Origin of the sequence: Actinosynnema sp. NPDC023587 (assembly GCF_040640215.1) — a bacterium.
Classification (GTDB): Bacteria; Actinomycetota; Actinomycetes; order Mycobacteriales; family Pseudonocardiaceae; genus Actinosynnema.
The window spans coordinates 880,103-893,980 of record NZ_JBFABG010000001.1 but is presented as its reverse complement, the minus strand read 5'-3'; the positions used below and the strand labels follow the sequence as shown (position 1 = coordinate 893,980).

9 protein-coding genes are annotated in these 13,878 nt (G+C 75.3%); 4 read left to right on the top strand and 5 right to left on the bottom strand.

Annotated features, from left to right (window positions below):
- Positions 1-67 precede the first annotated feature (67 nt).
- On the bottom strand, positions 68-691 hold the full coding sequence (locus AB0G01_RS04450) for a TetR/AcrR family transcriptional regulator (protein ID WP_360939569.1): 624 nt from the start codon (positions 689-691) through the stop codon (positions 68-70).
- Between the two features lie 46 nt (positions 692-737).
- Here AB0G01_RS04450 and AB0G01_RS04445 point away from each other — a divergent pair, with 46 nt between their 5' ends.
- Positions 738-1,088 (top strand): GatB/YqeY domain-containing protein, encoded by a 351-nt coding sequence (locus AB0G01_RS04445; protein ID WP_360939567.1) that lies wholly within the window; start codon positions 738-740, stop codon positions 1,086-1,088.
- 217 nt (positions 1,089-1,305) lie between these two features.
- Here AB0G01_RS04445 and AB0G01_RS04440 read toward each other — a convergent pair whose 3' ends face one another.
- A complete protein-coding gene (locus tag AB0G01_RS04440; protein WP_360939565.1) occupies positions 1,306-4,446 on the bottom strand; it encodes a BTAD domain-containing putative transcriptional regulator in 3,141 nt (1,046 codons plus the stop codon).
- A 148-nt stretch (positions 4,447-4,594) separates the two neighbouring features.
- On the opposite strand from AB0G01_RS04440, the gene AB0G01_RS04435 reads away from it, so the two are divergent.
- From AB0G01_RS04435 to AB0G01_RS04425, 3 genes are all read left to right on the top strand, one after another.
- Positions 4,595-5,152, top strand: coding sequence for a TetR/AcrR family transcriptional regulator (locus tag AB0G01_RS04435; RefSeq protein WP_360939563.1), 558 nt, complete (start codon positions 4,595-4,597; stop codon positions 5,150-5,152).
- A gap of 25 nt (positions 5,153-5,177) precedes the next feature.
- A complete protein-coding gene (locus AB0G01_RS04430; RefSeq protein WP_360939561.1) occupies positions 5,178-6,014 on the top strand; it encodes an exonuclease domain-containing protein in 837 nt (278 codons plus the stop codon).
- A 103-nt stretch (positions 6,015-6,117) separates the two neighbouring features.
- On the top strand, positions 6,118-6,930 hold the full coding sequence (locus tag AB0G01_RS04425) for a GGDEF domain-containing protein (protein WP_360939559.1): 813 nt from the start codon (positions 6,118-6,120) through the stop codon (positions 6,928-6,930).
- A 75-nt stretch (positions 6,931-7,005) separates the two neighbouring features.
- Here AB0G01_RS04425 and AB0G01_RS04420 read toward each other — a convergent pair whose 3' ends face one another.
- The 3 genes from AB0G01_RS04420 to AB0G01_RS04410 form a co-directional block, all read right to left on the bottom strand.
- Entirely contained in the window at positions 7,006-10,398 is a 3,393-nt protein-coding gene (locus AB0G01_RS04420; protein WP_360939557.1) for a hypothetical protein, read from the bottom strand.
- A gap of 261 nt (positions 10,399-10,659) precedes the next feature.
- Complete coding sequence (locus AB0G01_RS04415; protein ID WP_360939555.1) at positions 10,660-11,478, bottom strand: hypothetical protein; 819 nt, start codon at positions 11,476-11,478, stop codon at positions 10,660-10,662.
- A gap of 165 nt (positions 11,479-11,643) precedes the next feature.
- On the bottom strand, positions 11,644-13,818 hold the full coding sequence (locus AB0G01_RS04410; protein ID WP_360939553.1) for a hypothetical protein: 2,175 nt from the start codon (positions 13,816-13,818) through the stop codon (positions 11,644-11,646).
- Positions 13,819-13,878 lie beyond the last annotated feature (60 nt).

Below are 13,878 nucleotides of genomic sequence, written 5' to 3'. Positions count from 1 at the left end.
AGTCATATTGCCAACATAGCCGGACGGCCCCGCTGCCGTCACGGAGCCCGCGCCCCCGGCGCGACGATCAGCGGTCCCGCACGGCGCGGTTCCCGGTGAACACCGCGGCGACGACCTGGCCCAGCGCGTCCCGCGCCGGGAACGCGTCCGCGCCCGAGAGCACGAGCTGGTCGGCCAGGCCCTGCACGGTCGCGAGGATCACGCGCGCGGCGAGGCCGGTGTCGACGCCGGCGTCGACCTCACCGCGCCCCACCCCGTCCCCGATCACCGCGGTCACGTAGCCGAGCAGGTCACGGCCCGCGCGCCGGGCGACCTCGGCGAGACCGGGGTGGTGCAGCGCCTGGGCCTGGAGGCCCTGGCGCACGCGGTACTCGACGTCCCGCTCCGCGTCCAGCGGCAGCAGTTCGACCAGGCTGTCGAGCAGCACCTCCGCGACCGGGAGCCGGGCGGCCTCGCCGTTGCGGACCCGCACCCGCACCCGCTCGCCCAGCCGGCTCACGGCGTCGTCGTAGGCGAAGCGGAGCAGCGCGTCCTTGTCGGGGAAGTAGTGCTGGATGAGCCCGACCGAGCACCCGGCCCCGGTCGCCACCCGCGAGAACGAGACGGCGGCGAACCCGTCCGCGGCGAGCAGGCGCTGGAACGCCCGCGCGATCTGGGCACGGCGCTGGTCATGATCGGCAACCCGAGGCACCCCGATACCATATACTCGTATCGCTTCTACCGGATTGGACCCCACCATGCGCGCAGATCTGCGGGACGACCTGAAAGCCGCCCTCAAGAGCCGGGACCGCGTCGCCGTCACCGCGCTCCGCTCCGCGCTGGCCGCGATCGACAACGCCGAGGCCGTCCCCGCCGGCACCTCACCGACCCACGTCACGGGGAACGAGCACGTCGCCGGAGCGGCGAGCGGCCTGGGCGCGGCGGAAGCGGAACGCCGGCACCTCACCGAAGCCGACCTGCGGTCGATCGTCGAGGAGGAGGTGCGGGAACGCACGGCCGCCGCGACGGAGTACGAGCGGCTCGGCCGCACCGAGGACGCCGAACGGCTCCGCGCGGAAGCCGCCGTGCTGGACCGGTACCTGAGCTGATCCGGCCGGTCCTCGATCTGGTGCGAGTTCGTGCGCGGGGAGGAGTCCGAGGCCGACTGCCCGGCGTGCCGGGCGGGGTTCGCGGTCGCCACGAGCCTGTCCGGCGAGGAGCCGTCCACCGACCGTTGACCGGGTCGCCCCGTCGGGTGTCAATCGCGCGCCCTCGCTTGGCGCACCGGGATCGCGGTCGTCGGCCACGGGTGGGCGTGGGCGGCGTTCACCAGGCGAGCGTGACCTCGGCCAGCTCGCGCCAGTCCGCCGCCGCGCCCTCCCGCGTCGCCTCCGCGTACCGCACGTCGCCGAGGCGACGCCGCACGGCCGCCTCGATCCGGGCCGCGTCCGGCTGGGACCGGTCGGTCAGCCCGAGCACGCCGGCCCCCGCCCCGAGCAGCCGCGCGGCCTGCTCGTGCCGGTCGTGCCGCAGCGCCAGGTCCGCGATCCCGACCAGCACCTGCGCGGTCATCGGCACGAGTCCCGTCTCGGACACCGCGCGGTAGGCCGCGACGCGGTGGGCGCGGGCCTCGTCGAGCCCTTCGGCGAGGTAGCCGAGGAGGTCGTGGCAGACCGCGTGGGTGTACGGCTGCTCGGCGTCGCCGCCCAGCAGGGCCGTGGCGTCGGCGAGGTGCCGGCGCGCCTGCTCGGCGTCGCCGCGCCAGCGGGCCAGTTCCGCCTTCGACAGGGCGAGTTCGGCCAGCGCCTCCGGCCAGGCGACCCGTTCCGCGCCGCGCTGCGCCTCCGCCAGGGCGGAGGCGCTCCCCTCCTCGTCGCCCGACAGCCAGCGCAACTGGGCCTGCCGCGACCGCATCCGCACGACGTCCTCGGCGGCACCGACCTCGGTGACGACCGCGATCGCGTGCTCGTAGTGCGCGCACGCCCCGGCGAAGTCGCCGCGCATCGCGATCCGGTTCGCCAGCTCGGTCAGGGCGAACGACAGCCCCCACCGCTCGCCGATCGCGAGGAACTCGGCGCGCGCCCGTTCGAGGTAGTGGTCCGCCTCCGGGCCGCCGTGGCCGCGCATGATCCGCATCTTGCCCAGTTGGACCAGGGCGACGGCGCGCACCCAGGGGTCTTCGTGGGCGAGCAGCGGCTCGTACGCGGACTGGAACTCGTCCGGCGCTCTCAGCAGGCGCTCCAGCGGGACGACGAGGTGCACCGACGGGTGCGGGTCCGCCACCCGCCGGCTGATCTCGTGGACCTCGTGGATCCACTCCCGGGCCTGCTGCTCGCCGCTGCCCCGCCCGGAGGTCAGGAACGTCGTGACGAACGCGTACACCATCGCCCGGACGTCGTCGGGCACCTCGCCGGGCACGGCGGCAGCCGCCAGGACCAGTTCGCTGCCCTCGACCTTGCGCCCGGCCAGCCACCAGTACCAGCCGGCCGCCGCGGCGAGCCGCATCGCGGCCCGCGCCTCGCCGGCCGCGAGCGCGCCGCGCATCGCCGCGGCGATGTTGTCGTGCTCGGCCTCCAGCGCGGCCAGCCACCCCAGTTGCCCGGCGCGGCGCAGGTGCGGTTCGGCGGTTTCGGCCAGCTCGGTGAAGTGCGCGAGGTGCGCGAGGCGCGCCGACTCCGCTTCGCCCGCCTCCGCGAGCCGGTGCCCGGCGTACTCCCTGATCGTGCCGAGCATCCGGTAGCGCTGCTCCCCCTCGCCCGAGGTGACCACCAGCGACTTCTCCGTCAACGCGGTCAGCAGTTCGAGCACCTGCCGCGCCTCGACCGCCGCACCCGCGCAGACCCGCTCGGCCGCGTCCAGGCTCGCGCCGCCGGAGAACACCGCGAGCCGGCGCAGCACCACCCGCTCGGCCCCGGTGAGCAGCTCCCAGCTCCAGTCGATCACCGCGCGCAGCGTCCGGTGCCTCGGCAGCGCCGTGCGGCTGCCGCCGGTCAGCAGCCGGAACCGGTCGTCGAGCCGGTGGGCGAGCTGGTCCAGGGACATGGTGCGCAGCCTGGCGGCGGCGAGTTCGATGGCCAGCGGCATCCCGTCCAGCGCCCGGCACACGCGGGCCATGGTCGACAGCACGGGACCGTCGACCACGAGGTCCTTGCGCACCGCGCCGGCCCGGTCCCGCAGCAGCCGGACGGCCGGTGAGGACTCGATCCCGCCGCGATCGGCGTCCACCGCGGGCAGGGCGAGCGGCTCGACCGGCCACAGTTGTTCGCCGGTGATGCCGAGCGGTTCCCGGCTCGTCGCGAGCACCCGCAGCCGGCGGCACTCCCCGAGCACCCGGTGGGCGAACTCCGCGGCCGACTCGATCACGTGCTCGCAGTTGTCCAGGACCAGCAGCACGTCCCGCTCGCGGAGCGCGGCGACGACCCGGTCCGTCGGCTCCGCGTCCGTCGCCTCGCCGAGCAGCGCGTCCCGCAGGCCGAGCACGGCGAGCGCGGCCTGGGCCACGTCGCCGCCCGCGCCGACGGACGCGAGCTCCACCAGCCAGGCCCCGTCCGGCAGGTCGTCGAGCAGCGCGCGCGTGGTTTCCGCGGCCAGCCTGGTCTTCCCCGAGCCGCCCGGCCCGATCAGGGTGGTGAGCCGGTGCCCGAGGACGAGGTCGCGGACCGCGAGGACGTCGGCGTCCTTGCCGACGAAGGTGGTCAGCTCGGCGCGCAGGTTGGTCCGCCGGCCCTCCTCCCGCCGCCCCACCTCGCCCCGCAGCAGCGCGACGTGCAGCGCGGACAGCTCCGGCGACGGGTCGACGCCGAGCGCGTCGGCGAGGGCTTCGCGGGCGCGCTGGTAGACCACCAGCGCCTCGGTGCTCCGGCCGGCGGTGCCGAGGGCGCGCATCAGCGCCGCGACGAACCGCTCCCGCACCGGGTGCGCGGCCACCAGCCCGGTCAGCTCCGCGACCAGGTCCGCGCCGTGACCGAGGCGGACACCGGCTTCGTACCGGTCTTCCAGCGCGGCCAGCCGCAGCCCGTCGAGCCGGGTGACCGCCGCGCCGAGGGCCGCGCTGTCCGGCAGGTCGACGCCCTCCAGGGCCGCGCCGCGCCACAGGTCGAGGGCTTCGCGCAGCAGCTCCACCCGCCGCGCCTCCCCGGCACCGCGCGCCTGACCGACCAGCCGCTCGAACCGCACGGCGTCGACGGCCTCCGGTTCCACCGCGAGCCGGTAACCACCCGCCCGCCCGTCGACCACGCCGTCCGGCAGCACCCTGCGCAGCCGGGAGGCCAGCCGTTGCAGGGCGTTCGCCGCGTCGGACGGCGGGTGCCCGCCCCAGATCCAGTCGACCAGCGCCGCCTTCGGCACCACGCGACCGGGTCGCAGCGCGAGCGCGATCACCAGCGCGCGCAGCCGGGTACCCGGCACCACCGCCGGGACGCCGTCGTCCGTGTGGACCTCGAACGGCCCCAGCACCCCGATCCGCACCTCGGCCATACTGCCGCAGGCCGCTCGGGCGGCGGTGCCGATGTCGCCCCACCCGCCGGGTCCGGGGGGTCGGCCGCCCGCCCGCACTCCCCGAATGGCTCGGCCCGAGAGATGTGAACGACCGCAAAAGCGCGCATACGATCACGGGATGGCACCCGACGCGGCGCGGCGCAGCGACCGTTCGAGGCGGGCCATCCTCGCCGCCGCCCTGGAGCTGGTCGAGGCGCTGGGCTACGCGAAGTTGACGATCGAGGCCGTGGCGGCGCGGGCCGGGGTGGGCAAGCAGACGATCTACCGGTGGTGGCCGTCCAAGGGACCGCTGCTGTTCGACGCGTTCGTCGAGCTCAGGGCCGTCGGGCGGGCGGTCCGGCCGTGGGGCGACCTGGGCGAGGACCTCAAGGTCGAGTTGCGCGACGCCGTCGACGAGCTGGTCGAGCGGCGGTTCGACCAGGTGTGCCGGGCCCTCGTGCACGAGGTCCGCACGGACCTGGTCACCCTCCTGCTCACGCCCCGGCGGGTGGTCGTGGAGCAGCGCCTGGCGGCGGCGCAGCGGGCCGGGGAGATCCGCGGGGACGTGGACGTTCCCGCCGCCGCCGAGCTGCTGCTGGGGCCGGTGTACCAGCGGTGGTTGCTGCGTACGGGGCCGTTGACCGGCACGTTCTCCGACACCGTCGTGGATCTCGCGCTCCGGGCGCTGCGCGGGTGATCCTGATCGTTAAGCTCCGGCGGTCATGGGGTACGCCGTGGTCGACGTGGAGACGACCGGGTTCGCGGCAGGGCGTTCGGACCGGGTCGTGGAGATCGCCGTGGTGCTGCTGGACGACCTGGGCCGGCCCGCCGGCGAGTGGTGCACGCTGCTGAACCCCGGCCGGGACCTCGGCCCGCAGCACGTCCACCGGATCAGCGCCGCCGACGTGTGGGACGCGCCGACGTTCGCGCAGGTCGCCGGGACGCTGGCGCGGCTGCTGTCCGGCCGGGTGCTGGTGGCGCACAACCTGGCGTTCGACGCGCGGTTCCTGGCCGCCGAGTTCGGCCGGCTGGGCGTCGACCTCGCGGTGGACGGCCTGTGCACGATGCGCCTCGCGCCCCTCTTCCTGCCCGGCGTGAAGCGGTCCCTCCAGGCCTGCTGCGACGCGGCGGGCGTCGTCCTGGACGACGCGCACTCCGCCCTGCACGACGCCCGCGCCACCGGCCGGCTGCTCGCGCACTACCTGCGCGACGGGGTGCTGGACGCGCCGACCGTGCCGTGGCCCCGGCTGCCCGGCGACGACGTGGCCGAGGTCCGCCGGGGGCACGCGACCGTCGTGCGGACCGTCGAGGACGTCCCGCTGACCCGCGGTGACCTGGTGGTCTTCACCGGCCAGATGACCGAGCCCCGGGACGTCTGGATCTCCCGCGCGCAGGCCGCCGGACTGGTCAGCCGGGGCTACGTCACCCGGTCGACGCGGGTGCTGGTGGCCGCCGACCCGTTCACGCTGTCCGGCAAGGCCCGGCGCGCCCGCGCGTACCGGGTGCCGATCGTGTCGGAGGACGACTTCCAGTCGATGGTCGGGTCGTTACAGGACTGACGAAAGATCACCGGACCGGGTGGTATCGCGACTATTGAAAACGCCGCGACCTGCGGGGAGGCTCTTGACGGACAGCCTCCACCCGGCGGAAGGCACGAGTCCTATGCGCACCGTGCAGACCACGACTTCCCGTGCGGTGTGGGACGACCTCGTCGCCGGGCTCCCGTTCGGCGTGCTGCTGCTGGACGACACCGGCGCGGTGCTCGCGGGCAACCGGGTCGCGGGTTCGATGCTGGGCGTGCCGTGCGCCGCGCTGCCCGGTTCCCGCCGGTGCGAGGCGTGGGACGTCTCGGGCGCGCCGCTGCCGCCGTGCGCCGAGCTCGTCGCGCAGGTGCTGCGCACCGGGGCCCCGCTGGTCATCCCCGTCGTGCTGCCGCACGCCCGGGTGTGGGCCGAGTACCAGCCGCTCGAACTGCGCGGGCAGGTGCTGGTGGTGCTGCGGCCGGTGCAGGCGGACGTGCCGCACTCGGCGCGGATGCTCGACGCGCTGACCGGGCTGCCCGGCCGGGCGCTGCTGCTCGACCGCCTGGACCAGGCGCTGACCAGGGCCCGGACCCACGGCACGCTGGCGTCGCTGGTCCTGGTGGACGTGCACCAGCTCGCGGCGGTGAACCGGGAGCACGGCTTCCTGCGCGGCGACGAGCTGCTGTCCGTGCTCGCCGGCCGGCTGCGCGAGGGGCTGCGCGACGACTACACCGTGGCGCGCTACGGCGGGGACGAGTTCGCCGTGGTCGCGGAGCACCCGAGCGGCAGCGGCGAGGCGGTCGCGGTCAGGGTGCGCGAGCTGGCCGGGCGGGCGGTGCGGATCGCCGGCCGCCGGGTCCGGCCCGGCGTCCGGGTGTGCTGGGTGACCAGCGACGGCGACGCCCCCACCCACGCGGTCGTCGCCCACGTCGAGGAACGCCTCCGGCACTGACCCGCCCCCGGACGGGGCTGAGCCCCTGGCACGAAGTCGTGCCAGGGGCTCAGCCGCCGGTGGGGCGGGTGTCGATCAGATCCGGGGCAGGATCGCGGTGTCCTCCAGCGCGTCGAACACGGTCTGCGCGTCCAACCCGGCCAGGGCCGGCGCGTAGGCGCGCTCGGGTGCCAGCGGGTTGGGCACGCCGATGCCGTCGACCCGGTTCAGCTTCGGCTTCATCACCGACAGCGGGGGCAGGTCCGGGGTGAGCTGGCGCGGCTGGGCGAAGCCCGGCAGCGGGAGCACGAGCGGCAGGCCGGCGGGCACGGGGAGCTGCGGCGCGAGCGAGCGGCGCGGCCCCCGGGCACCGAGCGGCGGGAGGCTCGGCAGCGCCGGGGAGTTCCCGATCAGCGGCAGCGTGCCGGAGAACGAGCGCTCTTCGACCAGCGACGGCACCGGCACGCCGGACTTCAGCCGGGGGAGCTCCCTGGTCGTCGCGGCGTGCAGCATCCGGTCGGTCAGGTTGTTCACGACCTCACGGGCACCGGCGCGCTCCAGGCGGTCCAGGCGCTTGATGCCCTCCGGACCCTGGGCGTGGGCCAAGGCCTGGTCGACGCGCGCCAGGCCCTCCGGCCCGCTCAACCGGCCCAGGCCGTCCCGGCTCTGGACGCGGCCCAGGCCCTCGGGCCCCCGGGCGTGGTCGAGGCCCGGCGTGAGGTCCGCGCGGCCCAGGGCCTCCTGGCCCCGCAGGTGGTTCAGGCCGGCCTGCACGCGGCCCAGGCCCTCCGGGCCCTGGACGAGGTCCAGGCCCTGGCCGACGGCGGTGGTCGCGCGCCGCAGGCCCCGGATGTCCACCAGGTTGGAGACGTCGGGCACCCCGCCGACCTTCGGCGGGCTGGTCAGGTCGGGCAGCGCGGGCACGGCGGGCAGCGCCGGCGGCCCGGCCTTCGCGAACTCGGGGGCCGTGAACTCGGTCGTCATGGCGTCCGACGTCGCGAACCGGGTCGTGGGCAGGGCGTCGAACCGGATCGGGTCGGGGAGCCGGTTCAGCTCGGGCAGGTGCAGCGGCAGCTCGTTCAGCGGCAACTGGTCGATCGGCAGCTTCGGCAGCCGGACGGTGTCGGTCACCGAGGCCGCGGCGGGCAGCCCGCCCACCGGCAAAGCGCGCGGGTCGACGAGCTCCTGGTAGCCGCGCAGCTCGGTCAGCCTCGGGAACTGGACGGTGTCGGTCACCGAGGCCGGGTCGGCCAGGGCAGCCGGGTCGACCAGCGCGGCCGGGTCCAGGCCGCGCACCACGCCGAGGTCGGACAACCGGTCCAGGCTGCCGAACGAGCGCAGGCCGTCCAGGCTGGACAGCGTCGGCACCTCGGTCGACGCCATCAGGCTGTCGATGCTCTTGGGCAGGTCGATGCCCTGGAGCTCGGCCGCGCGGGCGGCGTTCTCGGCGTCGTCGGCACCGCTCAGCCGCGCCGCCTCGGCGAGCATGGCGGCCGTCGCGGTGTCGATCACGTCCATCGGCACGTGGTGGATCGTCGGGCGGGGCCCGGCCAGTGCGGTCAGGTCCTGCGCGGCGAGCGGGCCGTCCTCGGAGAGGTCGCCGGCGGACTCGGCCAGCCCGGTGGGTCCGGCGGTCGCCGCCGGCCCGCCCAGCGCGGCCGGCTGGAGGTGCGCGGGCACCGAGGCCAGGGCTTCGGGCGTCGTGTCGGGCAGCACGCCGGACCCGGCGGCGTCGGCCGCCACGTCCGCGAACGCCTGGAGCGGCACGGCGCGCTCGGTCCCGGGCGCGTCACCGGTCGGCAGGCTGCGGCTGCGGGTGGTCATGACGTTCCCCCCGGCCACGGACCTGAGCGCACCACCGCCGTGGTCGACGCCGGGCGTCGCGGGGGTGTGGGCCTCCGACTGCGGGACCAGGCCGCGCGGGCCCTGGTCGGCGACGGCGGGTGCGCCCGGCTGCGGGACGAACCCGCCGACCACGTCCGACACGCCGCCGGCGAGCAGCCGGGCGGTCTCGCCGGAAACCTGCCCCGGACCGGAGGTCGCGGTCTCGAAGATGTTGCCGGTCACCGGGCCGAGCCGACCGGTCGCCCCGGTCGGGTCGAGCGGGGTGCCGGGTGCCTGGCGCTCGTGCGCCCGGCGGTCGAGCGCCCGGTGGTGGAGCGCCCGGTGGTCGAACGCGCGCCGGTCGAGCGCGTGGCGGTCGACCGCCGTGGGCGCGGTGACCGCGTTGCGGTGGGCCTTGCCGATGTCGTCCCGCGTGGTGGCGGGACCGCCGGTCTTGATCACCTTGTCCTCGGAGGTGTTCGCGGACGCGTCGCCCGCGGCACCGACCTCGCCGGACTCCTCGACGGGCAGGCCCGCCAGGAGTTCGTCGAGGTCGCCGGGGACGAGGCCGTCGATGCCGGTGGTGGACTCGACGTCGATCTCGCAGCCGACGCCGGGAAGAGCTCCCTCCGTGATGCCCGTGCCGCACAGGTCGATCTTGTCCGTGTCGGGCACCCGCACGTCGTGGTCGGGCAGTACCGCCGGGGCGGCCAACGCCTCGCCGGCCAACGCCTCACCGTCGAGCGCCCCGCCGGTCAGCGTCCCGCCGGTCAGCGTCCCGCCGGTGAGGGCACCACCGGTCAGGGCACCGCCGGTCGGGGTCTGGAGGGCGCGGCCGGTCGGTGCGTCCCGGTGCCCGGTGACGCCGGGCACGGGGAGGGTCACCGGGAGGGTGGCCGCCGGGCCGCCGGCGTGCGCACCGCCCTCGGCCGGCTGGATCGCGTCCTCGTGGCCGGGCCGCACGTCGTCCGTGACGGGTGCCGCGTCGGACGCGGCGGGGGCGGTCGTGGCCTCGGCGACGGCCGCGGGGTCGAGGGGCGTGTGCAGCGGGAAGCCGGCGACGGAGCCGGACACCGCGCCCGTGCCGGGACCGCGGTCGCCGTTGGCGGTCGGCGGGGCGGACAGCGACCGCTGGTGGGCGGGCCTCCCGGACAGCGGACCGACGGGGCTCGCGGCGGGGCCGGCCTGGGCGCGCAGCTTCGCGATGGTCTCCGCGACGAAGTCGCGCGGCAGCGCCGCACCGGTGTCGGGGACGTCGACCACGTCGAAGTGCGGCGCGGTGAACTCGCGGCCCGCGATCGAGCCGGCCGGGTGCGGCGAGCCGGCCTTCCTGGTGGCCTGCTCGCAGGTGCCGGCGTCGAACGTGCCGGCGCAGAACTGGGTGGGCGGCACGGCGTCGATGTCGGCCCCGATTCCGCGGGTGGCCCGCGAGGTGTCGAGCGGGTTCACCCGGTGCTGCGCGTCGCGCACCAGGGGATTGGTCGGAGCGTGCGGTGCGCTCCGGGCACCGACCTGCTGGTCGATCTCCGGGGCGCGGTCGCCGGCCGGAGTGCCCAGGGCGTTGTCGTCGACCTTGAGGGGCATCTGGAGCAGCGCGTCCAGCGGCGGTGGCGGCGCGTCGGGGTTGACGTTCTCCTGGGCTGAAGCGATGCCCGTACCGAGCATCAGCAAACCACCCGTGACAAGTGCGGATTGGATACCGCGCTTGGCCCAGGTTTGCATGGGTTCTCCTTCTGCCAATGTCCCTTGCGGGAGGTGAAGGGTGGTCGGACGCGGGCACCGCGTCAGGAGGGCGACCACCCGGATCGGGGGGGTGGTGGCGCGGTTGCTCGACCGGTTTCAGAACCTGGGTTCAGAGGTGCGCGACAACGCGCGTCGGTCGACTACCGGGACGGCTGGTGGGCCGTCGCGGACCGCGCGCGGAGATCAGTCAGGGGTGATGCCGGGCGACTTGCCGGGCATCACGGTGTTCCGCTCGGTGGCGGGCAGCAGAGCCCGAGCCACAGCGGAATCGACGGTGTCGGCGAACAGGGCCGTGAACGGGCCGCTGTTGCCGCCTGCGGAGCCGGAACCGTCGCCGCCGCACGCACAGTGCGCCGGCACCCCAAGTGGCGGCGCGAACGGGGCGAACGGCGGTCCGGCCGGGTTTCCCGGCTGGGAGTGGTGCTGGACCTCGTCGGTCGGCACGTCGAGCGGCTGCGCCGGCGAGGACGCCCAGCTCTCGCTGAACTTGCCGAAGGGCCCCTGCACCACCGGGGTGCCGACGGAGGTCGGCACGGCGGTGGCGGCGGGGGTGGACTCGGTGCGCGGCGTGTCGATCTCCACCGGACGGCCCGCGAGGGCCTCGGTGTGGACCGGCGCGGCCGGCGCGGACAGGTGCGGGTCGAGCCAGGCACCCATCCGGTCGACCGTGTCGCGGAGGCCGTCCGCGACCTGGCCGAGGTCGGGCGGTGCCGCCTCGCCCGCCCGCTGGGTGATCGACGGGGCGTCGAGGCCCCGCACGATCTCGCCGACCGGGGCGAGGGCCTCCGGGACGGATTGGTCCGCCACGACCTGCGTGACGGCGGTGACCAGGCCGTCGGCCTCGGCCACCTGCGCGGTGGCCGGTGCGGTGGACAGCGCCCATGCGGCGGCGGTGCCGGCCAGGGTGCCGCCGGCGACCAGCAGGGCACGGGTGAGCAGCCGCTTGACGCGGCACACCCCCGACCCCGCTCGACCGGCCGACGACAACACTGGTACCTCCACCTGAATGCCCTGGGTTCATCGGCACGGATGATCGAAGGCGATCAAGCCGACGCCGTCGAGCGTGCCCCAGGCGAGGGCGGCTCGCACCCCTTCGCCGCCGGGTTCCCCGGATCGTGTGATCAACACAGCGTGTTGTCGGGTTTAACGCTGAGTAGCCATTGCTGGTCAGACCCGCTTCAGCACCCGGGCCGCGCCCGCCGCCGCCGTCGAGGCGAGGATCCAGCCGACCGCGATCAGCGCGCTCGACAGCCACTGCGAGGCCCCGCTGAACTTCCACTTGCCGTCCTGGCCCAGGTCGACGATCGGGATCAGCAGGTCCACCGCCAGCAGCCACGGGTTCCAGGTCGGCGACTCGTCCTTGTTCAGGTTCGGCATCTCGTGGCCCAGGAACCACAGCGCCCCGAGCAGCCAGAACGCCGACAGCCAGGCGATCGCCAGCCACGGCCGGTAGCCGTAGCCCACCGTCCACCGCTGGAGGAAGCCCCACACCCGGCCGGCCGGTCCGAGCTCGGAGTACCGCCGGTGCTGCTTCTCCAACTGGACGTGCTGCGCGAGCTCCTCTTCACCGCCGTCGCGGTACACGTTCGCCAACTGCTCGTAAGGCCCCGGCGCGAAGTCCGGCTGCACCTCGCGCAGCCAACGCAGCCGCGTGTGCACGTCCACGGCCGGCGAGGACGAGATGGAGCCGAAGGTGAAGTCCTCCACGTCCACGCCACCGGTCGCCGCCCACAGCCCCGGACCGTCCTGCACGGTCGTCGCGCTCACCCGCCGCAGCACGACCCGACCGACCGGGGTGGTGTCCTCCGACAAGCGCAGCACGAGTTGGCTGACGGTCAGCCCGTAGGCGTTCAACGCGATGTCGGAGCCCGGACCGCCCAGGCGCGCGCCGGTGAACGTGGCCATCTTGCCGACCTCGGCCAACCTGATCCGCACACCGCCGGCGGCGCTGAACCCGTGACTGCACAGGAGGTCCTTGCCGATCGTGGCGACGCGCGCGTCCAACGACGGCTTGACCGTGCCGTTCGCGCGCAGGCGCGGGGCCAGCAGCGACGCCCCGGAGCAGTCGAGGGTGGAGCCGATCTCCGCGTTCTGGAGCCGCAGCGAGCCCCTCGCCCGCAAATCACGCAAGAACAAGGTGCCGCCCACGCGCAGCCGGTCGGCGAACAGGACGTCGATGCCCGGCCCGTGCAGTTGGACGCCCGACAGGCTCGCGCTGCCCTTCACGTACGCGTCGACCAGGCGGACCTGCCCGTAAGCGCGCAACGCCGACTCGCGGGCCCCGTCGCCCGTGAACCCGCCGTTGACCGCGCCGCGCGCTTCGAGGTCGCCGCGCACCTGGACGCCGTCCGCGTGCAGCGCCACCGGGATGCGGTCCACGACCTCGCGGGCCTCCAGCGCGTCCACGACCTCCGGCCGGCCGATCTCCGCGCCGGAGAGCCGGAGGTAGCCGCCGATCTCCGCGCTGGGCAGCCGGACCGTGCCGCTGGAGGTGAACCCGTCGTCGAGCTCGACGTTGCCCTCCACCCGGATGCGGTCGGCGACCAGCGCGGCGGCCTCGTCGGCGGTGCCGCGCGGGATCACCAGGACCGGCCGGTCCACCACGCTCGCCCGCAGCCGCGCGCCGGAGAACACCACGTTGCCGCCGACCCGCGCGCCGTCGAGCAGGATGCGGCCCTCGGTGGTGAACCGGCCGCCCTCGGCGTCGCAGAACAGGTTGCCCGCGATGGTGACGCCGGAGCCGTCGAACGCGTTCTGGCCGGGGTTGACCAGCCGCGCGCCGCCCAGGTGCACCGAGCCGCCGATGTTCGCGCCGCGCAGCCGCACCTCGCCGCTCGCGCGCAGCGCGATGGCCTGGAGCGAACCGGACAGCCGGATGCGCGCGGCGAGCAGCGCGTGGTCGCCCTTGCTCCGCAGCACCGCGCCGGCCAGCCGGCAGGTGCCGTCGACCGAGGCGTCGGTGAGGTCCACCACGCCGTCGCTGGTGAATCCGGCCTCCAGCACCAGGTCGCTGCCCACCCGGAGGTTGCGCGCCCACAACCCGGGCACCTTGCAGCCGCGCATCCGCAAACCGACCAGGCGCGCCATCCGCAGGTCCGGCGGCTGCTCGAAGGTGCAGTCGAGGAAGTCCACCACGTGTTCGACCCGGGCCCCCTCCAGCGCGAACGGGCCGACCACGTGCGCGCCGACCAGCCGCAGCGCCGCGCCGGGGATCCGCTGCACCAGCAGCGCCGACAGCACCTCGCCGCGCACGGTCCGGTCCCGGCGGGGCGTCTTGGCGTCGAACCGGATCCGGCGGCCCGCCGCGAAGGCGGCGCGGATCAACTCCTCGGCGTCGGTCACGGTCCGATCCGATCACCCCGACGACATCCGTGACCAGCGTTTCGGGCAACTCACAACGCT

What these genes read in the sequence shown, in the direction of transcription:
- AB0G01_RS04445 (WP_360939567.1), top strand. Translation starts at nt 738, where the DNA reads ATGCGCGCAGATCTGCGGGACGACCTGAAAGCCGCCCTCAAGAGCCGG.
- AB0G01_RS04435 (WP_360939563.1), top strand. Translation starts at nt 4,595, where the DNA reads ATGGCACCCGACGCGGCGCGGCGCAGCGACCGTTCGAGGCGGGCCATC.
- AB0G01_RS04430 (WP_360939561.1), top strand. Translation starts at nt 5,178, where the DNA reads ATGGGGTACGCCGTGGTCGACGTGGAGACGACCGGGTTCGCGGCAGGG.
- AB0G01_RS04425 (WP_360939559.1), top strand. Translation starts at nt 6,118, where the DNA reads ATGCGCACCGTGCAGACCACGACTTCCCGTGCGGTGTGGGACGACCTC.
- AB0G01_RS04420 (WP_360939557.1), bottom strand. Translation starts at nt 10,398, where the DNA reads ATGCTCGGTACGGGCATCGCTTCAGCCCAGGAGAACGTCAACCCCGAC.